Genomic DNA, 26,858 nt, shown 5'->3' on the forward strand with positions numbered 1-26,858 from the left:
TGACGCCAAGGATGCCCTGACCGCCATTGTGGATTACGCCGGCATGCAGCTCGGTGACAAAATCATTGCCACCTGGACCGGTGCGGCGGGCACACCAGCAGGAGGCTCACACACGGCGCCGGAAAAAACCGTCACCGTGCTCGGGGCGCAGGAGATACCGCTGGCCAAGAGCGTGGTGGCTTTCAACCTGAACAAAGCGGTGACGGTCAGATACACGGTGAAACGCGGCAGCGGTGAGCCGTTACCGTCGGATGTCCTCCCCTTGGCGGTAAAGGCACTGGAGTTGAATCAGTCGAACGTGCCGAAGATCCTTCAGGCGGCCAACGGCGGCGACGGACCAGAGCTGGATCTGAGTGTGATCAAAACTGCCGCCACTTTTCGCGCCCCCAACTGGCCACTGATTGCCCTGAATCAATATGTGTGGCTGTGGATCAAAGGCACATTGGCCAATGGCGACACGTACGAAAAATTGCTCTGGACACCGCCAGGATCTAAAACCAATCCAGACTGGATCACGAGTCACTACGATTACAACACTCCCGCAGCGATCTTGAACGAACTTCAGGGGCTCAAGCATGACACGCCGTTCACCCTCGAACTCAAGGCCGGGTTGGGGGGGAGTCTGACCGAAGCCGAAGCGGTGTCCTTCCCGCTGCGAACCTATACGGTCAAGGCTATCCCGGATGTAAAACCGGTCATCACCCGAGCGGAGGATTCCGAAGGCGTCGAAATCCCCGACGGCGGCGTCACCGTCAAAACCAGCGTGACGCTCATCGGCACGGCCGCCGAGAACCAGAAGGTCGAGGTATTCGATGGCACGACGTCCAAAGGGCAGCCTCCCGCCGATCCGACGACCGGGATCTGGAGGCTGACAGTGACCGACCTGACCGTAGCGCCTCACAGCTTCACCGCCAAGGCGTTGTATGGAGATGGGGCGACTTCGGCAGCGTGGGACTTCACCGTAGTGGCCCCTCTTTCGATTAAAACCAGCGACATGAATTTGGACGGTTTTTCTGTGAAGTACGATGGTTGGCCAAAAACTGGACAAGACTCTGTTGGAAACACAGAAGTTCGGCAAGCTCAGGGAGGAAAAAAACCCTACACTTACTCGTCGCTTGCTCCCTTGGTCGCTTCTGTGGATCAAAGCGGAAAAGTTGTAGGCAACCGCCGTGGCACAACAACGATTACGGTCACTGACGCCCTGCAAAACAGTGTTCAATACCGAGTTGTTGTGAGCAATATCTTCCGTCTTGTTATAAATGAGCAGCGAACTTCCAGCGCAACAGCGATTGCATGGATGCAGTCTCTTGGAGGCATTTCAACGCACGGAACACAGGTAAGTCGTGATCTCTCCCGTGTTTATTTTGCCCCAGTGCCAAGGGCATCCGAATATTGGGCGTGTGCTCGACCCCCCGATGCCCCGTATCTCAACTATGTCATGCAGCAAACTGGTTTTACTTACGGTAGTCGATATGATGATATCTTAATTGGCGCATGGTGCTTGATCCCATTCTGAGAGCTGCAAAAACCTCGGAATAAAAGGGGACGCATTTATTTACCAGTCCCCACTATGAAAACCCGCACTTCCTTTCAAGGGGGAGTGCGGGTTTTGTCGTTTCCGAGCCTTCGGAAACCCTCGTTGAAGAGTGTTGAAACTTATGTCCGCAAAGCTACATAACCTTGCGCCTTTGCCTACGCATCCGCCAGAATCCGCCGGCTTGTGCGCCTTGAGGGCGGGCTCTATTGTTTGGCGGTCGCTGAAAAACAGCGATCGGGTTTAGCAGCCCGGATCTACTCTAGACGCACAATGCCGTTCGTTCGTGATCAGGCTCACGCCTGTCAGTTCACGTTATGGCGGCTTTGCGTGGGGCACTTCGGTGCGCCGGGTTCTAGAGTCCTGGTCTGCTAACCCGCGTACGGCCGCCACCTCTTTCGTTTAGCAGCGAAGCGTGGCGCCTCCACTACTCTAGAGGCTTTATCCATGGTCAAACCCACGCCAAACCCGCCGGAAGTCGATTCGACTTCCCCCTACGAAACCCTCGATTCCAAGAAATTCCACGAAGCCGCCGAACGCGCCCTCGATCATTACCTCAATCCGCTGCTCCCCCGAAAACCGCTGCTCAAACCCAATACCCGCTACCTCATCGCCCCCGGCATCCCGAGCGAAGAGCTGCTGGCAGACGCCTGCGAAACTCTGACCTCGGCCAAAACCATGGCCAGCGATTTCGCCGGGATGATCGATGCGCCGCAACGGCACGTGCTGCTGGGCATCGGGCAGCTGATCATGCTGGCGGAACTGGCGGTAAATCGGGTGCTGGATGATGTGGAGTTGAAAGCAGAAGCGCCGCTATAACCTGAGCAAAGAAAAACCCGCTGCCCCGATCACTCGGGGCGGCGGGTTTTGTCATCTCAGCCCCGGCTCACACCGTGTCCACCTTCAACGAATGATCATTCAACATCCCGTTGATGATGGTCGCCGTGTCATGCCCGCCGGCAATCACTCCGCCCGCCCCCGGTGTCACGCCGTAATGGCTGGCCAGGTTGACGCCCGCCAGGTCAATGGTCTGAGTCGGCGTAGCACCGGCCATGGCGCTGACGTCAATGGTGGTGACCACCGAAGCGCCGCTGCCAGTGACGGTGAAGTGCAGGTAGTCATCCAGTGACGCCGCCGTGCCGTTTTCACCTTGCAGCAGTTGCGACAGGTCGAGCTTGTCTGTGCCGGGGGTGAAGTCGGTGACGAGGTCATGGCCGCTGTTGCCCTTGAGCCACTGGAAGGTGTCGGCGCCCGGCCCGCCGGTCAGGGTGTTGTTGCCCATCCCGCCGATCAGCAGGTCATCGCCCCCGCCGCCGTTGAGGATGTCGTTGCCCAGGCCACCGTTGATGACGTTGTTATTGTTGTCGCCGGTCAGGGTGTCGTTGAAGTTCGAGCCGACCAGATTTTCGATGCCGGTCAGGGTGTCTGTCCCGGCGCCAATGGTGTTTTGCGCACCGAGCAGGCCGAGGTTGACCGTCACCCCGGCGGTCGCATGGGCGTAGCTGGCGGTGTCGATGCCGCTGCCACCGTCGAGCAGGTCGTTGCCCGGGCCGCTGTAGAGCAAGTCGTTGCCGGCGCCGCCGTGCAGTTCGTTATTGCCGGAGCCTGCGGTCAGCACATCGTTGCCGTCTCCGGCATTGATAATGTTGTCACCGGTGCCGGCCACCAGCACGTCATCGCCCGAAGTGCCGGTGAGGGTGTGGCCGTCCTGGTAGCTGATGGTCACGTTCGCCGTATCGCTGCCGCCATGGTTGTCGTTGGCGGTGTAGGTGCCGTGGTAGTCCGGGGTGATGTCTTGGGCCCCGGCGTAGTTGAGGGTCATGGTCAGCTGGTAGTTCTCCGCCGCATTGGCGTTGCTGCCCGTGGTGTTGGTGATGTTGGTGATGTGGATCTGATAGACGCCGTCGGACGTCGCGGTCAGGGTCTGGCCGTCCGCGAGGGCGATGTACGCGCCGCCGTTGATCGAGTACTCCATGGTGATGTGACCGGCCGCCAGGTTGTGGTCCAGGTTGAGGGTTTCGCCCTGGCGCAGGTTGACGGTGATGCGGTCTTCATCGTTGGCGTTGGTGTTGGTCACCGCACCGAGGTAACCGCTGACCACCAGCACGGCGGTCATGGTCGCGGCGTTGGCGCTGAACGCATTGCGCACGTTGGCCAGGTTCTGGTTGGCGGCGGTGTTGGCATTGGTGCCGGTGAAGCTGATCGCGCCAGTGCCGGTGAAGTCTGCCGATTTGGAGATCCAGCCGGTGTTGAACGAGGTTGGCGTGGCGTTGAGGGTGTCGCCGTTCGGATCGGTGTCGTTGGCCAGCAGCAGTTCGCCCGGCACCACGATATTGCCCGACAGCACGTTGGTGATGATGTGGTCGTCCACCGCCACCGGAGGCGCGTTGGGGATCACTTTCACGGTCAGGGTCGAGCTGGCGAGGTCGCCGTCGTTGTCGCTGAGGGTGAAGCCGATGTTCTCGGTGATCACCACGCTGGTGGTTTTCTGCGAGGTGTAGCTGTAGTCGCCGGTGTCGAGGTTGACCACCAGGGTGCCGCTGTTGTTGGTGGCGATGCTCAGGGTGTTGTTTACCGTGTTGAAGGTGCCGTGGTTGGCGCCGCCGCTGGCGACCAGTGAACCCTGGCCGCCGTTGGCTTTCGGGTCATAGGTGTAGGTGGTGCCGTCGACCACGATGGACTTGATGAACCCGCCATCCGCGCCGAACGTGCCGCCCTCGCCCAGCAGCGAACCGGTGACCGGCGCACCCTCGACAGTGCCGGAGAGCACCGAGTTGAGCTGGTTGAGATCGGTGACCACCACCGCATTGGTGTTGGTGTGCGTGATGCCGTCGTAGGCCAGCGGATCGAGGTTGGCGTTACTCACGCCGCTGCCCAGGCCGATCGCGTAGTTCTTGATGTTGTTGGCATCGAGGAACGCCTTGAGCGTCGCCTCGTCGGCGGTGCCGATGTCACCCTCGTTGGGTTTGCCGTCGGAGAAGAAATAGCCGACGTTCTGCGCCCCGGTGAGTTTGCCGGAGGTGTTGAACGCGTTGTACATGGTCGCCACGGCCGCATCGTAGTTGGTGCCGCCGCCCGCACTCAGGCCGGCCAGAAGGGTCTTGGCCGTGGCGACATCGACCCACACCGAAGTGCGGTCGGTGGCGTTGCTGCTGAAGGTGACGAGCTGCACTTTCACATCACCCAGATCGTCGTACTTGTCGAGCAAGGCACTGATCGCCTGCTTGGCCAGGTCCAGCCGCGACAGGCCCGGTACGCCGGAGGCGTCGGCCATGCTGCCGGAGATGTCGAGGACGATGAGGATGTTGGAGTCGATCTCCACCGCCGCCACCGAACGATCCGACGCTACCGCTTTGGGCACGTCGTCGACGATGTTGACCACGAGGGTGCTGGTGGTGCTGTTGCCCAGCGCATCGGTGGCTTTGTAGGTGAAGCTTTCGCTCAGGGTGTTCGGCCCGTCGTTGGCGTTCGGCGTGGTTTTCGGCGCCGAGGTCAGGGTGTAGGTGTAGGTGCCGTCGGCGTTGAGCTGGATCTGCCCGTAAGTGCCGGTGGCGCTGCCGACCAGGGTGTAGGTGATCGCCCCGCTGCCGCCGCTGACCGAACCGACCAATGTGCCGCTGGCAGTTTCGCCGGTATTGGAAGGATCGCTGCCGGTGACCGTGCCGGGGGCCAGATCCTGGCCGTCCTTGGTCAGATCGAGGGCTTTTTCGTAGACGGTCACGTCCTGATCGGTCGAGGCCACGAGTTTGCTGTCGGCGACGTTGACGGTGATGGTGGTGGTGCTTTCGTCGCCGTCACTGTCGCGGATGGTGTAGGTGAACGTGTCGGTGGCGCCCGGCGGGCTCACCGAGTTCGGGTTGCTGTGATAGACCGCGTTGCCGGCCGCATCGAGGGTCAGGTAACCGTAGCTGCCGTTGATGTTGCTGTTGAGCCCGCCGATGGCCGAGGTCGCAGTGTCACTGCCGGCACGCACGCCGACCACGACGGCCGCACCATCGGCACCGCTGACATCATTGCCCAACACGCTGATGTTGACCGTGCCGCCCTCCGCCACCGAGCCGGTGTCGGCCTTGGCGGTCGGCAAGTCATCGATGATGTTGACGTTGATTTGCCCGGTCGCAGTGCTGCCATCGGTGTCCGTCGCCACCACGTTGAAGTTCTCGGTGAGGCTGTTGGCGCCGTTGGCGTTCGGGTGGGTTTCGTTATCGACCAGGGTGTAGCTGTAACTCACCACGCCGGTAGCCGGGTTGTAACCGGTGATGGTCAGCGTGCTGCCCAGCGGAGTGACGATCGATTGCGGGAAGCCTGCGGCGACGCCGTTGGTCATCACGGCAATGCCGCCCACGGTCAGGGTTTGCAGACCGTCGAGGGCCGTCACAGTGAAGGTGCCGCTCTGGGTCAGCGCCGGGATGTCGGGGCTGGTGCCGTCGCTGAGGTTTTTCTCGTAGACGGTGAGTTCGCCGCCATTCACGTCGAGGCCGTTGAGGACCACCGGATCGTCGTTGTTGTGGATGTTCAGCACCAGGTTGGCGGTGCTGGTGTCGCCGTCGGCATCGGTCAGGGTGTAGGTGAAGGTCTCGGTGCCGTTGCCGCCGCCGTGCAGGTTTTTGAAGTCTGCGTCGTTGGTGTCGAGGGTGTAGGTGTACGTGCCGTTGGCGTTCAGCACCAGAGTGCCGTAAGTGCCGGTGAAGGTGCCGGGAGTGATCGGGCCGGCATTCGGACCGGTCGCCACCACGTCGGCGCCTTGCACGTCGTTGGTCAGCACGTTGCCGTTGAGGGTCAACAGGGTTTCCGACGCGGTGCTGGCGTTGCTGTCGTTGATCGCCTTCGGTACGTCATCGACGATGTTGACCACGATGGTGCTGGTGACGACGTTGCCCAGCGAATCGGTGGCCTGGTAGGTGAAGGTTTCGGTCAGGGTGTTGGCGCCGTCATCGGCGTGCGGGGTGGTGCTGGCCGGTGAGGTCAGGGTGTAGGTGTACGTGCCGTCGGGGTTGAGCACGATCTGCCCGTAGTTGCCGGTGGCGCTGCCGACCAGCGCATAGCTGATCGCACCTACAGCGCCGGTGACCGAGCCGACCAGCGTGCCGGACGCTGTTTCCCCGGTGCTGGCCGGATCGCTGCCGGTGACCGTGCCGGCGGCCAGATCCTGGCCGTCCTTGGTCAGGTCGAGGGCTTTTTCGTACACGGTGACGTCGTTGTCGCTGACCGCTTTGAGGCAGCTGTTGTAGACGTCGATGGTGATAGTGGTGGTGCTTTCATCGCCATCGGAATCGCGCACGGTGTACACGAATACATCCACCGCACCCGGGCCGCTCACGGCATTCGGGTTGCTGTGATAGACCGCGTTGCCGTTGGCGTCGAGGGTCAGGTAGCCGTAGGTGCCGTTGATGTTGCTGTTGAGGCCGCCGATGGCTGAGGTCGAGGTGTCGGATCCGGCGCGCACGCCGACCACGGCACCGCTGACAGCCGGGCCGTCGGCGCCGCCGATGTCGTTGTCCAGCACGTTGCCGCTGACGGTGCCGCCCTCCTGCACTGACGTTGCGTCAGGCTTGGCGGTCGGCAGGTCGTCGATGATGTTGACGTTGATCTGCCCGGTGGCGGTGCTGCCATCGGTGTCGGTCGCCACCACGTTGAAGTTCTCGGTGAGGCTGTTGGCGCCGTTGGCGTTCGGGTGGGTTTCGTTATCGACCAGGGTGTAGCTGTAGCTGACAACGCCGGTGGCCGGGTCGTATCCGGTGATGGTCAGCGTGCTGCCCAGCGGCGTGACCGCCGATTGCGGGAACCCGGCCGCGACGCCGTTGGTGATCACGGCAATGCCGCCCACGGTCAGGGTCTGCAGACCGTCGAGCGCGGTGACGGTGAAGGTGCCGCTCTGGGTCAGGGCCGGAATGTTGGGGCTGGTGCCGTCGCTAAGGTTTTTCTCGTAGACGGTGAGTTCGCCGCCATTCACGTCGAGGCCGTTGAGGACCACCGGATCGTCGTTGTTGTGGATGTTCAGCACCAGGTTGGCGGTGCTGGTGTCGCCGTCGGCATCGGTCAGGGTGTAGGTGAAGGTCTCGGTGCCGTTGCCACCGCCGTGCAGGTTTTTGAAGTCCGCATCGTTGGTGTCGAGGGTGTAGGTGTAGGTCCCGTTGGCGTTCAGCACCAATGTGCCGTAAGTCCCGGTGAATGTACCCGCCGTGATCGGGCCGGCATTGGGGCCGGTCGGCACGCGGTCGGCGCCTTGCACGTCGTTGGTCAGCACGTTGCCAGTCAATGTGAGGTTGGTTTCCGAGGCAGTCCCGGCGTTGCTGTCGTCCACGCCTTTTGGCAGGTCGTCGACGATGTTCACGTCCAGCGTGGCGTTGGCAGTGGTGCCGTTGTCATCGACCACGGTCACGGCGAACTGCTCGTTCAGCACGTTGGCGCCGTTGGCGTTTGGATGCGCTTCGTTGTCGACCAGGGTGTAGCTGTAGCTGACGACGCCGGTGGCCGCGTTGAAACCGGTGATAGTCAGCGTGCTGCCCAACGGCGTGACGATGGATTGCGGAAAACCTGCGGCTACGCCATTGGTGACCACGGCGATGCCGCCGATGGTCAGCGTGGTGACGCCGTCCAGCGCGGTGATGGTGAAGGAGCCGCTCTGGGTCAGGGCCGCCGAATCCGGCGCACTGCCGTCGCCGAGGTTTTTTTCGTAGACGGTGAGTTCGCCACCATTCACGTCGAGGCCATTGATGATCACCGGATCGTCGTTGTTGTGGATCTGCAGGACGAGGTTCGCGGTGCTGGTATCGCCGTCGGCGTCGGTAATGGTGTAGGTGAAGGTCTCGGTGCCATTGCCGCCGCCATGCAGGTTTTTGAAGTCCGCATCGTTGGTGTTGAGGGTGTAGGTGTAGGTGCCGTTGGCATTCAGCACCAGCGTGCCGTAAGTCCCGGTGAAAGTGCCCGCCGTGATCGGGCCGGCATTGGGGCCGGTCGGCACGCGGTCGGCGCCTTGCACGTCGTTGGTCAGCACGTTGCCAGTCAATGTGAGGTTGGTTTCCGAGGCAGTCCCGGCGTTGCTGTCGTCCACGCCTTTTGGCAGGTCGTCGACGATGTTCACGTCCAGCGTGGCGTTGGCGGTGGTGCCGTTGTCATCGACCACGGTCACAGCGAACTGCTCGTTCAGCACGTTGGCACCGTTGGCGTTTGGATGCGCTTCGTTGTCGACCAGGGTGTAGCTGTAGCTGACGACGCCGGTGGCCGCGTTGAAACCGGTGATGGTCAGCGTGCTGCCCAACGGCGTGACGATGGATTGCGGAAAACCTGCGGCTACGCCATTGGTGACCACGGCGATGCCGCCGATGGTCAGCGTGGTGACGCCGTCCAGCGCGGTGATGGTGAAGGAGCCGCTCTGGGTCAGGGCCGCCGAATCCGGCGCACTGCCGTCGCCGAGGTTTTTTTCGTAGACGGTGAGTTCGCCACCGTTGACGTCGAGGCCATTGATGATCACCGGATCGTCGTTGTTGTGGACCTGCAAGACGAGGTTCGCGGTGCTGGTATCGCCGTCGGCGTCGGTGATGGTGTAGGTGAAGGTCTCGGTGCCATTGCCGCCGCCGTGCAGGTTTTTGAAGTCCGCATCGTTGGTGTTGAGGGTGTAGGTGTAGGTGCCGTTGGCATTCAGCACCAGCGTGCCGTAAGTCCCGGTGAATGTACCCGCCGTGATCGGACCGGCGTTCTCGCCGACTGGTACGCGGTCGGCGCCTTGCACGTCGTTGGTCAGCACATTGCCGGTCAGCGTCAGTTGAGTCTCTGTTGCCGTGCCATTTTGGTCATCGAACGCTTTCGGCACGTCATCGGTGATGTTGACGTCCAGCGTGCCGGTCGCGGTGTCGCCATTGCTGTCGCCGGCGATCACGGTGAATTGTTCGCTGAGGTTATTGGCACCGTCGCCCGCCGCGTGGGTTTCGTTGCCGTTGAGGGTGTAGCTGTAGCTGACCGTGCCGGTGGCCGGATTGTAGCCGGTGATGGTCAGGGTGTTGCCCAGTTGCGTGGTGATCGATTGCGGGAAACCGATCGGCACGCCACCGACAATCACGTTGATGCCACCGATGCTCAGGCTGCTCAGGCCATCCGGCGCCGACACCGTGAAGCTGCCGGTCTGGGTCAGCGCGCCAGGGTTGGCAGCGGAACCGTCGGGCAGATTGGCTTCGTTGAGGGTCAATTCGCCGCCGGGTACGGACAGGCCGCCGAGGGTCACCGGGTTGTTGACCGGCGGTGGTGGCGGAACAATCGGGGCGGCCTGGCCGTCACCATTGTCGATCACGGCGTTATGCCGCTCTTCGGGAAACTCCGGAATGCCGTTGAACCCGGCCGTCGGGAAACCGATGACCGGATCGACCCGGCCCGCCACTTCGGTCAGCAACACAAAACTGTGGCCGCCGCCCAGCGCGCCCGGCACGCCACCGGTGGCTCCGGGGCCGGCCGCCGTCGCTTCGGCGGTTTGAGTCGGGTCATCGCCGGCGGCAATGGCTTTCTGAATCTGTTCGACGTCGGTCAGTTGCGACTCGCTCGGGGTCACCGCTTCCGGGGCATTGACGTGGGCGGCCTGATCGGCCAGCAACTGGCCGCTCATGGTCAGGCTGCTGTCGCGACCGAGGGTCAGTTCCTGGCCATTTTGCAGATGGACGGCAACCGCCCCTTCTGCTCCGGTGATCAATTGATCGCCTGCAAACAGACGATCACCTTCGACCAATGGGCGCCGACTGCCGTCTGCCGATTGAGCGAAAACCTGACCAATGACTTTAGTGACGATCCCGATGAGCGTTGCCATGTGCATTCCTCCGCTGCCGACCACCGTCGGCGCTGGTTCGCGAAGCAGCCCATGGCTCAAGCGGGTTGTCGGGGCGACGCTCGCACCTCGACAGTTCGTTTCGCAGGTTGCACAAATCCAGAAACGCCAATGCCATCAAGCAGTTGGAGTCTCTGTTCAATGCTGCATTCCCACTAGCGCTACGTAACGGTGGTGAATCACCCGAGTGACAAAAAACTGTCGCTCATCAGCCGCTACGCGTCCCTCCCCTTTAGCAGTACTTCGCCGTATGTCGCAAAGTGAGTGGAACTTTCCTCAAGCCTTTCTGTGCTCCCTAACGCGCATAAAACAAAGGCTTTCGAGTGGAACAATGTGCTGGATTTGGCGAACCGCATAAGTTTTTTTTGGCATAACCCATATGAAAATTTTTTCTTAGCTACGCTTCAGGATGTTCTTAGCTCTGTTGTTACAGGCATGAAACGCTTTTTACTAAAAATATCGTCAATAAATTGGCGACAGCGAAACACCATCAGGACTCAGGGAGATGCACCCATGCGCGTACTAACCCCCCTCTGCAGCGCGGTTTTGCTGGCCATGGCTTGCACTTCCCAGGCACAGGCCATGAACCTCACCGAAGCGATCCAGAGCACTCTCGCCACCCACCCGGAACTTGCCTCACGCGTGGATGCGCGTCTGTCGGCTGATGAACAAGTGAAGGTCGCCAAGGGCGGCTTCTATCCGTCGGTGGATCTGAACGCTGCTTACGGGCGTGGCTACAGCGACAACACCAACACCCGGGCCTTCGGTAACCACCACACCGAAATCCTCAATTACACCCAGTCCGAGCTGCGTCTGCGGCAGATGCTGTTCGACGGTTTCAACACTGCCAACGAAGTCGAACGCACCAAGGGCGTTTCCAACTCGCGCGCGTATTACGCGCAAGGCACCGCTCAGGACCTGGCCCTGCGCACCATCGAGGTCTACCTCGAAGTGCTCAAGCGCCGTGAACTGGTGACCCTGGCCAAGAACAACCTGCAGGCGCACTTGCGCGTCAACGACCAGATCGGCCTGCGTACCGAGCGCGGCGTGGGCAGCACCGCCGACTCCGATCAATCGGTTGCCCGTAAGGCGCTGGCGCAGAACAACCTCGACACCGCCGAAGTCGACCTGGCGGACGCCGAATCGAACTTCTACAGCGTGGTCGGGCGCATGCCCGATGAGCTGGAAACGCCCGCCTCGACCCGTGGCGAGTTGCCCGCCACCCTGCCTGAAGCCCAGCAGAGCATGGTCGAGAACAACCCGTATCTGAAATCCGCCCAGGCCGACGTGCAATCGGCCGAGAGCCAGTACGAAGTCGCCAAGTCGCCGTTCTATCCACGCTTCGATGCCGAAGCCGCGGTTGGCGCCAACAACAACGTGCAGGGCGACGAGGGCCATGACAACGAATGGCGGGTCGGTGTGGTGATGAACTACAACCTGTTCCGTGGCGGCAGCGACAAGGCGCGGCTGGCCTCCGATGCGCATCAGATCAACCAGGCGATGGACATCCGCAACAACGCCCTGCGTCAGCTCAACGAGAACATTCACCTGGCCTGGAACGCCATGGTCAACGCCAAGAAACAGACCCCGACCGCCCGCGAATACGCCGAGACCACCAAGCGCGTGCGCGCCGCGTATCAGGATCAGTTCGGCCTCGGCCAGCGCACCCTGCTGGACGTGCTCGACAGTGAAAACGAGCTGTACAACGCCAACCGTCGCTACACCGAAATCCGCTACACCGAGGAATATTCGATGTACCGCGTGCTGGCGAACATGGGCCAGTTGCTGAACAAGCAGCGGATCGTGCTGCCGGCCGATGCGATAGCCGCGACCGAGGTGAAGAACGAAGCGCGCTTGCCTGAACTGAAGTAGTTCCGCGTGCGGGCGCTGCCGAAGGCCGCAACCTGATCGTTCCCACGTCGAGGCGTCGAACCGTCCGCGTGGGAATGCCTCTGGGGACGCTCCGCGTCCAGTGACGCGGAGCGTCACGGGCTGCATTCCCACGCAGAGCGTGGGAACGATCAGTACGGTTGAACGCCTCGCAGTAACACAGGGTTGATGTGGATAGCCGAGCCAGTTCAACGGGAGCGATCAATATGACCAGCATGCAACCCGGTAACACCGGGATCGATCCGCGGCTGAGCTTCGATGACCCGTTGCTCGACGGTCTGTTGATCCTCTGCAAACTCCATGGCGCGACGGTCAGTCGCGCCAGCCTGAGCGCCGGCCTGCCCCTGGACAAACAACGCCTGAGCCTGGACCTGCTGCCCCGCGCCGCAGCCCGGGCCGGGTTGCAGGCGCGCTTGCTGCGCCGGGAACTCAACGACATTTCAACGCTCAACCTGCCGGTGCTGTTGCTGCTGGGCAATGGGCGTACGGCAGTGCTGCGGCGGTTTGCCGAAGACGGCAAGGCGCTGATTCTGCCGAGTGAAGCCGACGGCGGCGAGCAATGGGTCAGTCGTGAAGAACTCACCGAACACTACAGCGGCCAGGCCCTGTTCGCCCGTCCCCGGCATGAACTGGAAGACCTGCGCTCGCCTTTGGTGCCACGAGTGCAGGCGTGGTTTCGCGACACCCTGAAGCTGTCGAAATGGCTGTACAGCGACGCGATCCTCGCCAGTTTCCTGATCAACCTGCTGGGCCTGATGGTGCCGCTGTTCGTCATGCAGACCTACGACCGCGTGGTGCCGAATCAGGCCACATCGACCCTGTGGGTGCTGGCGATCGGGTTGTTGATCGGCACCGGTTTCGAACTGGTGCTGCGGGTGGTGCGCGCGCACCTGCTGGACACCGCCGGCAAGAAGACCGACGTGATCCTTTCCGCGACTTTATTCGAGCGCATCACCGGCATGGCGATGAAGGCCCGGCCGGCGACCATCGGCGGATTCGCCCAGAGCATTCACGACTTTCAGGGCCTGCGGGAATTTCTCACCGCCGTGACCCTGACCAGCCTGATCGACCTGCCCTTCGTGGTGTTGATGCTGGTGGTGATCGGCCTGCTCGGTGGCTGGCTGGTGGTGATTCCGCTGCTGGCGTTTCCGATCACGATCGTGTTCGCGATGATCATTCAGGCCCGTCTGCGCGATACCGTGCAGAAAAGCCTGAGCCTCGGCGCGGAGCGTCAGGCATTGCTGATCGAAACCCTCGGCGGCCTGGAAACCCTCAAGGCGTGCAGCGCCGAAAGCGAGCGCCAGCACAGATGGGAAAGCACCCACGGCGCCCTCACCCGCCTCGACAGCCATGCGCGCAATCTCTCGGCGCTGGCCACCAACGGCACGCTGTTCATCCAGCAATTTTCGGGAATGGCGACGATTGTGGCCGGTGTCTACAGCATCATCGCCGGTAACCTCAGCGTCGGTGCGCTGGTGGCCAGTTACATGCTCGGCAGCCGCGTGCTCGCCCCGTTGGGCCAGATCGCCGGGCTGATTACCCGCTATCAGCAAGCGCAACTGACCATGAAAAGCACCGACGCGCTGATGTCCCTGCCCCAGGAGCGCGACGGCAAACAGCGGCCGCTGGAGCGCACGCAACTGCAAGGCGCGCTGGACGCCAACGCAGTGACCTTCCACTACAACGGCCAGAACGCCCCGGCCCTGAGCAACGTCAGCTTCAGCGTCAAACCCGGCGAACGGATCGGCATCATCGGTCGCAGCGGCTCGGGCAAAAGCACCCTGGCGCGGCTGGTGATGGGGTTCTACGAACCGGAAGAAGGCCAATTGCTGCTCGACAACCTCGACCTGCGGCAACTGGACGTCGCCGACCTGCGCCAGCAAATCGGTTATGTCGCCCACGACCTGCCGCTGCTGGCCGGCAGCCTGCGTGACAACCTGACCCTCGGCGCTCGCTACATCAGCGATTCGCGGATGCTCGAAGTCGCCGAACTGACCGGCGTCACCGAACTGGCCCGCCAGCATCCGCAAGGCTTCGATCGGCCGGTGGGTGAGCGCGGTCAACTGCTGTCCGGTGGCCAGCGCCAAGCGGTGCTGCTGGCCCGGGCGCTGTTGCTCGACCCGCCGATCATGCTGCTCGACGAACCCACCAGCGCCATGGACAACAGCAGTGAAGACGTCCTGCGCCAGAAGCTGCACGGCTGGGTGCAGGGCAAAACCTTGCTGCTGGTCACCCACCGCACCTCGATGCTGAGTCTGGTGGACCGGTTGCTGGTACTGGACAACGGCCGGATCGTCGCCGACGGTCCGAAAGAAGCGGTCATCGATGCACTGCGCAAGGGCCGGGTCGGCTCGGCAGCGGTCTAGGAGTTGCCCCATGTCTGCTTCGTCTTCTTCAAAACCGCGCGGTTACTTCGACAGTTTCGGCAAAAGCGCCGAAGCCGAATTCATGCCGGAAACCGCCGGCGCCTCGTTGCAGGACGCACCGCGCTGGTCGCGCATCACCGTGTGGCTGGCGGCAGCGCTGTTGATCAGTGCGCTGGTCTGGGCCAAGTTCGCGGTGCTCCAGGAAGTAACGATGGGCGAAGGCAAGGCGATTCCGTCGAGCAAGGTCCAGGTGATCCAGAACCTCGAAGGCGGGATCGTCACCGAGATCTTCGTGCGTGAAGGGCAAATGGTCAGCAAGGGCGACACCTTGCTGCGTCTGGATGACACGCGGTTTCTGTCGAACAAGGGTGAGAGCGAGGCCGATCGTTATGCCCTGACCGCGCAGGTCGAACGCTTGTCTGCCGAAGCCGAAGGCCGCCCGTTCAAGCTTTCGGACGAGGTGATCGCCAAGGCTCCGCAAGTGGCCGAGGACGAGCGCGCGCTGTATGAACAACGGCAACGGCGGCTGGCCAGCGAGCAGCGGACACTGTCGGAACAACTGAGGCAAAAAACCCAGGAACTGGCGGAGTTTCGCTCGAAAGCCAGCCAGTACAGTTCGAGCCTGGCGCTGGTCAATCAGGAAATGAACATGTCCGAACCGCTGGTCAAGACCGGTGCCGTGTCGCCGGTGGAGATTCTGCGGCTCAAGCGCAGCGCCGTGGAAATTCGCGGTTCGTTGAATGCCACGACCCTGGCGATTCCCCGCGCCGAATCGGCCATCGCCGAGATCCGCAGCAAGATCGACGAATCGGAACAGACCTTCCGTTCCGAAGCGGCCAAGGAGCTCAACGAGAAACGCACCGACCTGTCGAAAATCACTGCGTCGAGCATCGCCATCGACGACCGCGTCAGCCGCACCACCGTGACCTCGCCGGTGCGTGGGGTGATCAAGCAGATGAAGGTCAACACCATCGGCGGCGTGGTGCAGCCGGGCAGCGACATGGTGGAAATCGTGCCGCTGGAAGACAACCTGCTGATCGAAGCCAAGGTCCGGCCGCAGGACGTGGCGTTCCTGCATCCGGGCCAGAAAGCCATGGTCAAGTTCAGTGCCTATGACTACACGATCTACGGCGGGCTCAGCGCCAGGCTGGAGCTGATCGGTGCCGACACCATCACCGACGACAAGGGCAACAGCTTCTACCTGATCCAGGTGCGCACCGACAAAAACCATTTGGGCGGGGATGTGAAACCGCTGCTGATCATTCCGGGGATGGTGGCGACGGTGGACATCATTACCGGGGAGAAAAGCGTGCTGGATTACCTGCTCAAACCGGTGCTCAAGGCCCGGACCGAAGCGATGCGCGAGCGCTGATAATTAACCGGATTTTTGATCGTTCCCACGCTCTGCGTGGGAATGCATCCAGTGACGCTCTGCGTCACCGTCGCGAAGGGACGCGGAGCGTCCCGGGCGGCATTCCCACGCGGAGCGTGGGAACGATCAGGGCGAGTGCGATCAGCCTCCGTGATTCTTTTGGAAAGTCTCCTCCCCCATCGCCGCAATCTGCCCCTCGATCAACGCCTCGAACGGCTTGAGCAACGGCTCGAAAGAGGCTGGTGCTTCCAGCGTCTGCAACGTCTGCACAATCGCCTCAATCGTCGACAACGCCCCCGGCCCCGGTGCCTTGCGCAGCCGATACCGGGAAACCCCGCCCTCGGCCAGCGTCACCCGTGGCAACGCCGCCAGCAGCGGATTGAGGTGCAACATCTTGCGCGCCTTGCGCCACGTGCCGTCCGGCACCACCAGCAGAAGCGGTTCATCGGACGCGGTGTACGCCTGCATCGGCTGCGCATCATCCGCCGGGAACAGCAACCGCGCCTGATAGCCCGGCCGGTTCAGCAGCGCGGGCAGATCCTTGAACACCTCGCCGACAATCAGTTCGGCATTGTTCAAACCGAGCGCCGCCAGCCGTGCTGTGTTGAGCGCGTGGCTGACCTCGCTCGGGTGCTGCAACAGCAACACCCGGGTGCGGCTGTCGAGGCTGGGGATCAGCGGGCACAGGCAATGGGTTTGTGGGCGCAGGCAGCGCGGGCATTGGGGTCTGGACATGTGCTTATGCCTGATTGAGCTGCGCTTTGAGCAGATCGCGGAAAGTCTGGATCAGCGGCTCGCGGCTGCGGCCACGGCGCATGATCATGGAAAACGGCGCCTGATAACCGAAGGTCGCCGGCAGCAGCACCCGCAGGTCGCCCTTGTCGGCCCAGGCCTGGGCGTAGTGCTCCGGCAGGTAGCCGATGTAGGCGCCGGACAGCACCAGAATCAGCTGCGCTTCCATACTTTCTACCGTCGCAGCACTGTGTTTGAAACCGTGGCGCGCCAGTTCGGCCTGGCTCCAGTAGCCCCGACCGACCATGCGTTGCTGAGTGATGACCTGCTCGGGAATCCGCCGCTCGTTGAACAACGGGTGACGGCTGCTGCAATACAGCCAGTGCTGTTCACGGTACAGCGGCATGTACACCAGACCGCTCATGCGTGTGGAGAATGCACCAATGGCCAGATCGAGGCGGTTGTCCTGCACGCCAAGTTGCAGTTCGTAGGGACTCATCACCGACAGATGCAAATGCACCGCCGGGTGTTCCTGGCTGTAGGCGCCGATGGCTTCGGCAAACGGCAGGGCTTTGTCGCTGACCGTGGAATCGATCACCCCGAGGTTGAGCGTGCCGCGCAATTCGCCCTTGAGCGCGGCGGCGTATTGCTCGAAACCTTCGAGTTCGGCCAGCAGGCGCAGGGTTTCCTGATGGAACAGTTCGCCCTTGCTGGTCAGGCTGAAACCGCCACGCCCGCGGTGGCACAGCACCAGACCCAGCGCGGCTTCGAGCTGGCTCATGTAGGTGCTGATCGCCGACGTCGACAGGTTGAGTTCCTGCTGCGCGTTGGCAAACCCCTGATGACGCACGACGCTGACGAAGATGCGCAAAAGTTTCAGGTCGGGTAAAGCGTTGGCCATGTTTACTCCAAGGATCGTTCTGCGTAGATCGTTCCCGTGCTGCGCGTGGGAATGCCGCCTTGGACGCTCTGCGTCCGCTTCACGGCTGTGACGCGGAGCGTCACCGGATGCATTCCCACGAGAGCGTGGGAACGATCAGCGAGAAGTCTATCCACCTCCCTGGCATTAGTTTAGAAAATTCTGAACTAAGTATTTGCCCGTAGCGATTCTTCCGCCGCACTACATTTCGCAGAATCGGCCCACAGCGGTGCCCGTGACCTTGCGAATGCGGCGCGCCGACATAAATAAAACAAAGACGATGAGGCCCTACCCGTGGACAAGATTCTTCACCAACCACTGGGCGGCAACGAAATGCCGCGCTTCGGCGGCATCGCCACCATGCTCCGACTCCCCCATGTACCGACCGCTGCCGGCCTGGACGCTGCCTTCGTTGGCGTGCCACTGGACATCGGTACTTCGCTGCGCCCCGGCACCCGCTTCGGGCCGCGCGACATCCGCACCGAATCGGTGATGATCCGCCCGTACAACATGGCCACCGGCGCTGCGCCGTTCGACTCGCTGTCGGTTGCCGACATCGGTGACGTGGCGATCAACACCTTCAACCTGCTCGACGCCGTGCGCATCATCGAAGAAGCCTACGACAACATCCTCGAGCACAACGTGATCCCGATGACCCTGGGTGGCGACCACACCATCACCCTGCCGATCCTGCGTGCCATCCACAAAAAGCACGGCAAGGTCGGACTGGTGCACATCGATGCTCACGCTGACGTCAACGATCACATGTTCGGCGAGAAGATCGCCCACGGCACGACCTTCCGTCGCGCCGTCGAGGAAGGTCTTCTGGACTGCGACCGTGTGGTGCAGATTGGTCTGCGTGCGCAGGGCTATACCGCTGACGACTTCAACTGGAGCCGCGATCAGGGCTTCCGCGTCGTTCAGGCCGAAGAGTGCTGGCACAAGTCGCTGGAACCGCTGATGGCCGAAGTGCGCGAGAAAGTCGGTGGCGGCCCGGTGTACCTGAGCTTCGACATCGACGGCATCGACCCGGCCTGGGCGCCTGGCACCGGCACCCCGGAAATCGGTGGTCTGACGACCATTCAGGCGATTGAAATCGTTCGCGGCTGTCAGGGCCTCGACCTGATCGGCTGCGATCTGGTAGAAGTCTCGCCCGCTTATGACACCACCGGCAACACCTCGCTGCTGGCCGCCAACCTGCTGTACGAAATGCTCTGCGTACTGCCGGGTGTGGTCCACCGCTGAGGGTCGGGTCATGAACGAACGTGATCAGGTTCTGAAAGCGGCCGCCGATCTGGTGTCCGCCTTCGCCCGCAACGATCGCGAAGCCTACTTCGGCGCGTTCAGCGCCGATGCGAGCTTCGTGTTCTACACCCTCGAACAGCCCCTGCTGTCGCGCGATGCCTATCAGGCGTTGTGGGACAGCTGGCGCGCCGAGGATGGCTTCGAGGTGCTGTCGTGCACCTCGAGCAACGCCTTCGTCAGCCTGCAAGGTGATGTGGCGATTTTCATCCATGACGTGGCCACCGAGCTGCGCATGCAAGGGGAGCAACACTTCAGCCAGGAGCGCGAGACGATTGTTTTCAGAAAACAAGCGTCGAGCCTAGAACAACAAGGCCATTGGCTGGCCTGCCACGAACATTTGTCCGCAATGCCGGAAGGGCTGCCACCCCCTTAGCCAAACAGGTGACGCTCACGCACGATGAGCGCGCCTTTGTGATCGGAGCAGATCATGAATAACAACAACAAAGACCAAAGCCTTACGCAGATTGAAACCCACGGGGTCGAACAGATCCCGGACAACGAACGCACCGCCGGTCCTGTGGACTTGTTCCGCATGATCTTTGGCGGCGCGAATACCTTTGCCACCGCCGTGCTCGGCAGTTTCCCGGTGCTATTCGGCCTGTCCTTTCAGGCGGGCGTCTGGGCGATTGTTTCGGGCGTGCTGCTCGGCTCGCTGATCCTCGCACCGATGGGCCTGTTCGGTCCGCTCAACGGCACCAACAATGCCGTGTCGTCCGGTGCGCACTTCGGCGTGCACGGGCGGATCGTCGGTTCGTTCCTGTCGCTGTTGACCGCCATCGCCTTCTTCTCGCTCTCGGTGTGGAGTTCGGGAGATGCGTTGATCGGTGGTGCGAAACGCCTGATCGGCCTGCCGGAAACCGACCTGACCCTGGGCCTGGCCTACGGTCTGTTCGCGATTCTGGTGCTGACCGTGTGCATCTACGGCTTCCGTTTCCTGCTGTGGGTGAACAAGGTCGCGGTGTGGAGCGCGAGCCTGCTGTTCCTGCTGGGCATCTTCGCCTTCGCCGGTCCCTTCGATTCGCACTACGCCGGCACCGTCAGCCTCGGTCAGCCGGGCTTCTGGGCCGCGTTCATCGGCGCCGCGCTGGTGGCCATGAGCAACCCGATTTCCTTCGGCGCGTTCCTCGGCGACTGGGCCCGCTACATCCCGCGTGAAACTTCGCGTCAGCGGATCATGGCGGCAGTGATTTTCTCGCAGATCGCCACCTTCATCCCGTTCCTGTTCGGCCTGACCACCGCGACCATCGTGGCGATCCAGGCGCCGGACTACATCGCGGCCAACAACTACGTCGGCGGTCTGCTGGCGGTGTCGCCGAGCTGGTTCTTCCTGCCGGTGTGCCTGATTGCGGTGATCGGCGGCATGTCCACCGGCACCACGTCGCTGTACGGCACCGGGCTGGACATGTCGAGCGTGTTTCCGCGCCTGCTGTCGCGGGTCAAGGCGACGTTGCTGATCGGCGTGCTGTCGATCGCCTTCATCTTCATCGGGCGCTTCGCGGCGAACCTGGTGCAGAGCGTGTCGACCTTCGCCGTGCTGATCATCACCTGCACCACCCCGTGGATGGTGATCATGATCATCGGCCTGGTGGTGCGTCGCGGCTTCTACTGCCCGGACGACCTGCAAGTGTTCACGCGCGGCGAGCAAGGCGGACGCTACTGGTTCAGCCACGGCTGGAACTGGCGCGGTCTGGGCGCGTGGATCCCGAGCGCGGCGGTCGGCCTGTGCTTCGTCAACCTGCCGGGGCAGTTCGTCGGCCCGCTGGGTGAACTGGCCGGCGGCATCGACATCAGCCTGCTGGTGACCCTGGGCCTGGCCTCGGTGATGTACCTGATGCTGCTGAGCCTGTTCCCGGAACCGGCGCTGGTCTACGGCCCGAAGGATCCCCGGAGCAAAGGCGCCCATGCGCCGGCTGAAGCGGCGCTGCGTCAGGCCGCCTGAAGAAACGAATCGCCTGTGGGAGTCAGCCTTCTCCCACAGTGTTCCACCTCATAAAAAAGACAATCGGAGACACGCCATCATGGCTTTGGATTTATTCGTCGTCCTCATCTACGCGGCCGGCATGCTCTTGCTCGGCTACTTCGGCATGCGCAAGGCCAAGACCAACGAGGACTTCCTCGTCGCCGGACGTAACCTCGGCCCGAGCCTGTACATGGGCACCATGGCCGCGACCGTTCTCGGTGGCGCGTCCACCGTCGGCACCGTGCGTCTGGGCTACGTGCACGGCATCTCCGGTTTCTGGCTGTGCGCGGCACTGGGTTGCGGCATCGTGGCGCTGAACCTGTTCCTGGCCAAGCCGCTGCTGAAACTGAAGATCTACACCGTTACCCAGGTGCTGGAAAAACGCTACAACCCGATGGCCCGCTCGGCGAGCGCGGCGATCATGCTGGCCTACGCGCTGATGATCGGCGTGACCTCGATCCTCGCCATCGGCACCGTGCTGCAAGTGCTGTTCGGCCTGCCGTTCTGGGTCTCGGTGCTGCTCGGCGGTGGCGTGGTGGTGGTGTACTCGGCCATCGGCGGCATGTGGTCGCTGACCCTGACCGACATCGTCCAGTTCATCATCAAGACTGTCGGCCTGATGTTCATCCTTCTGCCAATCTGCCTGTACCGCGTCGGCGGCTGGGATGAGCTGGTGCTGAAACTGCCGGCGACGGCGTTCAACTTCACCACCATCGGCTGGGACACGATCATCACCTACTTCATGATCTACTTCTTCGGCATCCTGATCGGTCAGGACATCTGGCAACGGGTGTTCACCGTCAAGAACGAAAAAGTGGCTCAGTACGCCGGTAGCCTCGCGGGCATCTACTGCATTCTCTACGGTCTGGCCTGTGCTCTGATCGGCATGGCGGCACACGTACTGATTCCGGATCTGGACAACGTCAACAACGCCTTCGCCGCGATCGTCAAACTGTCGCTGCCGGACGGTATCCGTGGCCTGGTGATCGCCGCTGCCCTGGCCGCGATGATGTCCACCGCCAGCGCCGGCCTGCTCGCCGCGGCCACTACCCTGACCGAAGACCTGCTGCCGAAACTGCGTGGCGGCAAACAGTCGAGCCTGGGTGTGAACCGCCTGTTCACCCTGCTGACCGGTGCCGTGGTCCTGGCCATCGCGCTGGTGGTCAACGACGTGATCAGCGCCCTGACCCTCGCTTACAACCTGTTGGTGGGCGGCATGCTGATCCCGCTGATCGGTGCAATCTTCTGGAAACGCGCAACCACCGCCGGCGCCATCGCCAGCATGGGTCTGGGTTTCGCCACCGCCCTGCTGTTCATGTTCAAGGACGGCCTGGACGCCAACACGCCGATCTACTACAGCCTGGCTGTGGGTCTGGTGAGTTTTGTGGTGGTCAGCCTGATGTCCCGTCGCCCAAACGCGGTGGCCAGCGCGATCTAAGCTGAACACAACGACTTGATGCTTTCTTCGGCGGGTGTGGCGTCGGTTGCCACACCCGTTTTTTTCGTCTGGAGAAAATGCTTGATGAAGATTGTTTCTCGCGATCAGTGGTTCGAAGTGCAAACCCTGAGTGACGGCATTCGGCTGATTCACGAGCCGTACATCCGCCCGTTCTATCGCTGCAACCTGTGGCATGTTCAGGGTCGGGACAAGGATCTGCTGCTCGACAGCGGTTCCGGGCTGGTCAGCCTGCGCGAGCAACTGCCATGGCTGACCGAGCGGCCGCTGGTGGCGGTGGCCAGTCACTGCCATTTCGACCACATCGCCGGGCATCACGAGTTTGCCGAACGGCTGGTGCATCCCGCCGAGGCGAACATTCTGGCAGCGCCTAATGGCGAGAACGATCTGAGCCGGGCCTTCGTCGGCGATGACATGTTCGAAGCGCACCCGGATTGCCCGTTGTGCTACGCCGAATACCGGGTCAAGGCAGCGCCCGCTACCGGGTTTGTCGAGGAAGGCGATGTGCTGGACCTCGGCAATCGCACGTTGCAGGTGCTGCACACGCCGGGGCATTCACCGGGCGGGATCAGCCTCTACGAAGCGGCCACGGAAACCCTGTTCAGCGGCGACATCATTTACGACGGCCAGCTGATCGAAGACGCCTACCACTCCAACCTCGACGACTACGCCGCCAGCCTGCGACGCCTGCAGGCGTTGAAGATCCGCACGGTGCACGGCGGGCACTTCGGCAGTTTCTCGGGAGAGCGCTTACGTTCGATGATTGACGAATGGTTGCGCCGACACGCCTGAGGCCTGCTGTACTCCAGTCAGACCAACAACCATAAATATCTGCCATGAGAAGAGCTGCCGTGCGTGCTGCCGTGCACCGGTTCATCCTGCGCCTGCTGGAAAATCGTGAATTCGACGACAACACCAGCCTCGCGCAGCTGGGGCTGGAAAAAGCGGATATCGAGGATCTGATCTTCCATCTGGAAGATGAATTCGGACTGACGGCCTTCACCGCCGAAGAGGACCGGATGCTCAAGACCGCGAAAACCGCGAATGACCTGAGCCGGTTTCTGATGGAAATCGGGCGTCACTGAAAAAACAAAAGATCGCACCCGGTCGCCACTCCATGGAATGGCGACCGGGTGCGATCTTCTGTCGTTTAAATCCTTTGATCCTTCAAAGCGGGGCATTACCGCCGACGTGGCTGACGCCGACGCTGTTCGTCATCGGTGCGAATCGGGACCGGTTGCAGAGGCGGTTCGATCAAGCCGAGGGCAACACCCAAATCGTGCAGCCAGTTTTGAATTTTCTCTTTCATCGTCATGCCCCCTTCAGGGTGGTGCTGAGCGTCCGGAATTCTGAGGCCGCTTCGCACTGATAATAGTCCGAAGTCCTACGCAATGCTCGGCCAAATCCGCAATGATCTGTTACTGAATTGATCCAAATCCCTGACCGTTCGTTCAAGCCGTTTCCCGCACGTCTTCGCCAGCCACGGGATAGAGCGCCTGCTGCTGTTCGATCCACGCATTGAGGTTGGCCCCAACCATGCCCCGCCGCCACATCAGCCATGTTGTCGCACTGGCAAAAGGCTCGGCCAGCGGATGCACCGCCACGCTTTCGCGCCCCGGCAGGCTGGCGAGCATCGACTCCGACATCAGCGCCACGCCACTGCCGGCAATCACGCAGGCGAGCATGCCCTGATAGGACTCGATCTCCATCGCCCGGCCCATCGCCGCCTGATAGTGGGCGAACCACGCTTCCAGCCGCGCGCGATAGGCGCAGCCATGGCGAAAGGTAAACACCGCCCGCCCTTCAACATCCCTGGCGCTGCGCACCGGCGGGTGATCGGCCTCGCTGATCAGCACCAGCCGCTCATTACACAAAGGCACACCGTCGATCCCGGCCAGTTGCGGCGGGCCGTCCACCAGTGCGGCGTCGAGGCGTCCGGTGAGCAGGCCTTCGAGCAATTCACCACTGGGCCCGGACTGCACCTGAAGATTCACCGCCGGATACTGTTTGTGATAGCGCGCCAGCAACGCCGGCAGATGAATCGCTGCCGTGCTGTACAACGTGCCGAGCACGAAATCCCCCGCAGGTTGCCCGCCCATCACCGCCGCACTGGCCTGATCGCGCAAGGCGAACAGTTTGCCGGTGTAGTCCAGCAGGACTTTTCCTGCAGGCGACAACTGCAAACGCTGACGCTCACGGACGAACAATTCGACACCCAGTTGCTCCTCCAACTGCTTAAGCCGGGTCGACAGGTTCGACGGCACGCGGTGCAAACGTTCGGCGGCGCGGGTGATCGAGCCCTCCTGCGCCACGGCCTGAAAGATCCGCAATTGGCTGAACTCCACAACCTTTCTCCTGAACAGAACAAGTTGCTCACTATTATTCAATTTTAAAGAAAGTCAATCAGTCCTAGCCTGACGGTCATTGAACCACCAACGGAATTCAGACCATGTCCCCGCTGATTCGCTTATCCGCCTGCTTCATCGCCCTGATGATGGCCATGGGCATCGGGCGTTTCGCCCTCACCCCGCAATTGCCGCACCTGCTCAGCGAAGGCCAGATCGACCTGACCGCCGCCGGTCTGATTGCGGCAGCCAACTACCTCGGCTATTTGCTTGGTGCGGTGGATGCGATGTTTTCCCGCCGGCCGGATCAGGTCCAGCGTCGCCTGCACGGCGGTCTGTGGTTGTGCGTGCTGCTGACGCTGGCGTCGTTCTGGGCCAACGGTTTCTGGTCGCACCTGCTGCTGCGCTTCGGCACCGGAGTGGCGAGCGCCTGGGTGCTGGTGATGATTACTGCGTTGAGTCAGCCGCTGGCTGCGGCCACAGGTCGTCCGCGTCTGGGAGCGCTGGTGTTTGCCGGGCCCGGGCTGGGGATTTTTCTGACGGGACTGCTGGCTCTGTTCTCACATCTGGCGCAGCAGACTTCCGCGACTCTGTGGCTGATTTACGCTGCTGTGGCGCTGGGGATGTTGCTGGCGATCGTGCGGATCCTGCCGCAACCGGGCGTCGGTGTGCCGACCGCACCGACCGCCGTGAATTCGTCGAATCGCGGCATCGGGCGCTTGGCGGTGGTGTATGCCTTGTATGGTGTGGGCTACATCATTCCGGCCACGTTTCTGTCGCAGATGGCCAACGCGCAGTTTCACGGGCAATGGCAGGCCGATCTGTTCTGGCCGTGCTTCGGCCTCGCCGCTGCGATCGGGGTTTTGCTGGTGAGTTTGCGTCGGCATGATCCAGACACCACCCGGCACTGGTTGATGGCGACGTTGTGGCTGCAGGCTGCAGGGGTTTTCGCTTGCCTGCTGGGCAGTGGCCTCGGCCTGGCATTGGGCGTGATCCTGTGCGGCACGCCGTTCCTGGCCTGCATGCAACTGGTGATGCAACGCTCCCGGGAACTGGCGCCCCACGCCACCCAGCGCAACGCCGGCCTGCTCACCGCGTGCTTCGCCGTCGGCCAACTCAGCGGGCCGTTGCTGGCGGCGCTCAGCAGCCATTTCAGCGGTGGCCTGCAACCGGCGCTGGTGATCGCCGGCAGCGGCCTGTTGATTGCCGGCGGTCTGGCGTGCAAATCGATTACGGCTGACCGAGGGCTTTGCGCAAACGCCGACGCACCCACTGTTCCGCGCTGACGAAGGTGATGCCGAGCAGCACCAGCACGGCGCCGATGATGAAGTTCAGGCTCAGTTCTTCGCCGAGCAACACCACGCCGAAGGTCACGCCGAACAACGGCGTCATGAAGGAAAACACCGCGAGGTTGGCCGCCAGATAACGGCGCAGTAACCAGAACCAGGTCAGGTAACTGAAGAACGACACGACCAGGCCCTGAAACAGCACGCTGCCCACCGCCACGACGGTCAGGCTGACGTGGGTGATCTGGCCGCTGAGCAGCGCAATCAGCAACAGACCGATGAAACCGACGATCAGTTGATAGAACAGGGTCAGCGTCACCGGAGCCTCCGACAGACGCGAGGCGCGCACCACCACAGTGGTCGCGCCCCAACTGGCGCCGGCCAGCACGCCGAGGGCATCGCCCATCAACATGCGGCGGTCGAGGTTGGCCCACGACACACCGCCGGCAAACGCGATGGCAATGCCGACGAACGCGAGGAAAATCCCCAGCCATTGCACCGGCCGCAGACGCTCGCTGGGCAACAGGAAATGCACGCCAAGCGCGGTGAAGATCGGCGCGGTATAGAGGAACACCGACATGTGCGCGGCGGTGGTCAACTGCAAGCCTTCGGAGATGAACAGGAACTCGAGCCCGAACAAGGCACCGGCCAGCAAGCCGCCGCGCCAGGTCGTGCCGACCTGATCCCAGCCACCCTTCCAGCAGATCAACAGTCCTACCAGCAATGCGGAAATCCCCGATCGCCCCGCCGCCTGCATCACCGGCGCAATGTCGGTCGCCGCCCACTTGATCATCACCTGCTGTACGCCCCAGATCAGGCACAGGCCGATCATCACTTGCAGGGCAAAACCGTCGGCACTGCGCCGACTGACGCTCACCTCG

The 26,858-nt window shown here is 62.2% G+C and carries 18 protein-coding genes; 12 read left to right on the plus strand and 6 right to left on the minus strand.

Going from position 1 to position 26,858, the window contains the following annotated elements; all coding sequences use genetic code 11:
* Nucleotides 1-1,516 (plus strand): Ig-like domain-containing protein (locus tag CAF73_RS21500; RefSeq protein WP_085703779.1); only part of this gene is annotated, 1,516 nt, incomplete at its 5' end.
* Nucleotides 1,517-1,981: 465 nt separating this feature from the next.
* Nucleotides 1,982-2,353 carry a DUF6124 family protein gene (locus tag CAF73_RS21505; RefSeq protein WP_085703780.1) on the plus strand — a complete coding sequence of 124 codons (372 nt, stop codon included), beginning with the start codon at nucleotides 1,982-1,984 and terminating at the stop codon, nucleotides 2,351-2,353.
* 67 nt (nucleotides 2,354-2,420) lie between these two features.
* On the opposite strand, the gene CAF73_RS21510 is transcribed toward CAF73_RS21505, so the two are convergent.
* Complete coding sequence (locus CAF73_RS21510; RefSeq protein ID WP_085703781.1) at nucleotides 2,421-10,328, minus strand: retention module-containing protein; 7,908 nt, start codon at nucleotides 10,326-10,328, stop codon at nucleotides 2,421-2,423.
* A 531-nt stretch (nucleotides 10,329-10,859) separates the two neighbouring features.
* Here CAF73_RS21510 and CAF73_RS21515 point away from each other — a divergent pair.
* From CAF73_RS21515 to CAF73_RS21525, 3 genes are all read left to right on the plus strand, one after another.
* Nucleotides 10,860-12,218, plus strand: coding sequence for a TolC family outer membrane protein (locus CAF73_RS21515; RefSeq protein WP_085700673.1), 1,359 nt, complete (start codon nucleotides 10,860-10,862; stop codon nucleotides 12,216-12,218).
* A gap of 224 nt (nucleotides 12,219-12,442) precedes the next feature.
* The gene (locus CAF73_RS21520) at nucleotides 12,443-14,602 is read left to right on the plus strand and encodes a type I secretion system permease/ATPase (protein ID WP_085703782.1); all 2,160 of its coding nucleotides are present in this window, start codon (nucleotides 12,443-12,445) and stop codon (nucleotides 14,600-14,602) included.
* Nucleotides 14,603-14,612: 10 nt separating this feature from the next.
* Nucleotides 14,613-15,974 (plus strand): HlyD family type I secretion periplasmic adaptor subunit, encoded by a 1,362-nt coding sequence (locus tag CAF73_RS21525; protein ID WP_085703783.1) that lies wholly within the window; start codon nucleotides 14,613-14,615, stop codon nucleotides 15,972-15,974.
* Nucleotides 15,975-16,115: 141 nt separating this feature from the next.
* On the opposite strand, the gene CAF73_RS21530 is transcribed toward CAF73_RS21525, so the two are convergent.
* Nucleotides 16,116-16,709: a tRNA-uridine aminocarboxypropyltransferase gene (locus CAF73_RS21530; RefSeq protein ID WP_085703784.1), complete on the minus strand. Its 594-nt coding sequence runs from the start codon at nucleotides 16,707-16,709 to the stop codon at nucleotides 16,116-16,118.
* Nucleotides 16,710-16,713: 4 nt separating this feature from the next.
* On the minus strand, nucleotides 16,714-17,607 hold the full coding sequence (locus CAF73_RS21535; protein ID WP_007956593.1) for a LysR family transcriptional regulator: 894 nt from the start codon (nucleotides 17,605-17,607) through the stop codon (nucleotides 16,714-16,716).
* Between the two features lie 312 nt (nucleotides 17,608-17,919).
* On the opposite strand from CAF73_RS21535, the gene speB reads away from it, so the two are divergent.
* The 6 genes from speB to CAF73_RS21565 all read left to right on the plus strand — a co-directional run bounded on the left by speB (nucleotide 17,920) and on the right by CAF73_RS21565 (nucleotide 23,431).
* Entirely contained in the window at nucleotides 17,920-18,870 is a 951-nt protein-coding gene (gene speB / locus CAF73_RS21540; protein WP_007956591.1) for an agmatinase, read from the plus strand.
* A gap of 10 nt (nucleotides 18,871-18,880) precedes the next feature.
* Nucleotides 18,881-19,303, plus strand: a complete 423-nt coding sequence (locus tag CAF73_RS21545; RefSeq protein WP_085683062.1) for a nuclear transport factor 2 family protein — start codon at nucleotides 18,881-18,883, stop codon at nucleotides 19,301-19,303.
* Nucleotides 19,304-19,357: 54 nt separating this feature from the next.
* Entirely contained in the window at nucleotides 19,358-20,869 is a 1,512-nt protein-coding gene (locus CAF73_RS21550) for a cytosine permease (protein WP_011332981.1), read from the plus strand.
* A gap of 79 nt (nucleotides 20,870-20,948) precedes the next feature.
* A complete protein-coding gene (locus CAF73_RS21555) occupies nucleotides 20,949-22,328 on the plus strand; it encodes a sodium:solute symporter (protein ID WP_085700669.1) in 1,380 nt (459 codons plus the stop codon).
* Between the two features lie 84 nt (nucleotides 22,329-22,412).
* On the plus strand, nucleotides 22,413-23,138 hold the full coding sequence (locus CAF73_RS21560) for an MBL fold metallo-hydrolase (protein ID WP_085703785.1): 726 nt from the start codon (nucleotides 22,413-22,415) through the stop codon (nucleotides 23,136-23,138).
* A 44-nt stretch (nucleotides 23,139-23,182) separates the two neighbouring features.
* Complete coding sequence (locus tag CAF73_RS21565; protein WP_007956577.1) at nucleotides 23,183-23,431, plus strand: hypothetical protein; 249 nt, start codon at nucleotides 23,183-23,185, stop codon at nucleotides 23,429-23,431.
* A 95-nt stretch (nucleotides 23,432-23,526) separates the two neighbouring features.
* Here the strand turns inward: CAF73_RS21565 and CAF73_RS30530 are convergent, their stop codons facing one another.
* Entirely contained in the window at nucleotides 23,527-23,655 is a 129-nt protein-coding gene (locus CAF73_RS30530; RefSeq protein WP_003184145.1) for a PA1414 family protein, read from the minus strand.
* A gap of 142 nt (nucleotides 23,656-23,797) precedes the next feature.
* Entirely contained in the window at nucleotides 23,798-24,691 is an 894-nt protein-coding gene (locus tag CAF73_RS21570) for a LysR family transcriptional regulator (protein WP_085703786.1), read from the minus strand.
* Between the two features lie 104 nt (nucleotides 24,692-24,795).
* On the opposite strand from CAF73_RS21570, the gene CAF73_RS21575 reads away from it, so the two are divergent.
* Complete coding sequence (locus CAF73_RS21575) at nucleotides 24,796-25,977, plus strand: MFS transporter (protein WP_085703787.1); 1,182 nt, start codon at nucleotides 24,796-24,798, stop codon at nucleotides 25,975-25,977.
* Here CAF73_RS21575 and CAF73_RS21580 read toward each other — a convergent pair.
* Nucleotides 25,922-26,854 (minus strand): DMT family transporter, encoded by a 933-nt coding sequence (locus CAF73_RS21580; protein ID WP_085703788.1) that lies wholly within the window; start codon nucleotides 26,852-26,854, stop codon nucleotides 25,922-25,924. The two genes, CAF73_RS21575 and CAF73_RS21580, sit on opposite strands and share 56 nt — an antisense overlap.
* Nucleotides 26,855-26,858 lie beyond the last annotated feature (4 nt).

Origin of the sequence: Pseudomonas sp. B15(2017), from assembly GCF_002113215.1 — a bacterium.
Lineage (GTDB): Bacteria > Pseudomonadota > Gammaproteobacteria > Pseudomonadales > Pseudomonadaceae > Aquipseudomonas.

What these genes read in the sequence shown, in the direction of transcription:
- CAF73_RS21525 (WP_085703783.1), top strand. Translation starts at nt 14,613, where the DNA reads ATGTCTGCTTCGTCTTCTTCAAAACCGCGCGGTTACTTCGACAGTTTC.
- CAF73_RS21575 (WP_085703787.1), top strand. Translation starts at nt 24,796, where the DNA reads ATGTCCCCGCTGATTCGCTTATCCGCCTGCTTCATCGCCCTGATGATG.
- CAF73_RS21515 (WP_085700673.1), top strand. Translation starts at nt 10,860, where the DNA reads ATGCGCGTACTAACCCCCCTCTGCAGCGCGGTTTTGCTGGCCATGGCT.
- CAF73_RS30530 (WP_003184145.1), bottom strand. Translation starts at nt 23,655, where the DNA reads ATGAAAGAGAAAATTCAAAACTGGCTGCACGATTTGGGTGTTGCCCTC.
- CAF73_RS21550 (WP_011332981.1), top strand. Translation starts at nt 19,358, where the DNA reads ATGAATAACAACAACAAAGACCAAAGCCTTACGCAGATTGAAACCCAC.
- CAF73_RS21535 (WP_007956593.1), bottom strand. Translation starts at nt 17,607, where the DNA reads ATGGCCAACGCTTTACCCGACCTGAAACTTTTGCGCATCTTCGTCAGC.
- CAF73_RS21545 (WP_085683062.1), top strand. Translation starts at nt 18,881, where the DNA reads ATGAACGAACGTGATCAGGTTCTGAAAGCGGCCGCCGATCTGGTGTCC.
- CAF73_RS21530 (WP_085703784.1), bottom strand. Translation starts at nt 16,709, where the DNA reads ATGTCCAGACCCCAATGCCCGCGCTGCCTGCGCCCACAAACCCATTGC.
- CAF73_RS21505 (WP_085703780.1), top strand. Translation starts at nt 1,982, where the DNA reads ATGGTCAAACCCACGCCAAACCCGCCGGAAGTCGATTCGACTTCCCCC.
- CAF73_RS21565 (WP_007956577.1), top strand. Translation starts at nt 23,183, where the DNA reads ATGAGAAGAGCTGCCGTGCGTGCTGCCGTGCACCGGTTCATCCTGCGC.
- CAF73_RS21560 (WP_085703785.1), top strand. Translation starts at nt 22,413, where the DNA reads ATGAAGATTGTTTCTCGCGATCAGTGGTTCGAAGTGCAAACCCTGAGT.
- CAF73_RS21555 (WP_085700669.1), top strand. Translation starts at nt 20,949, where the DNA reads ATGGCTTTGGATTTATTCGTCGTCCTCATCTACGCGGCCGGCATGCTC.
- CAF73_RS21510 (WP_085703781.1), bottom strand. Translation starts at nt 10,328, where the DNA reads ATGGCAACGCTCATCGGGATCGTCACTAAAGTCATTGGTCAGGTTTTC.
- CAF73_RS21520 (WP_085703782.1), top strand. Translation starts at nt 12,443, where the DNA reads ATGACCAGCATGCAACCCGGTAACACCGGGATCGATCCGCGGCTGAGC.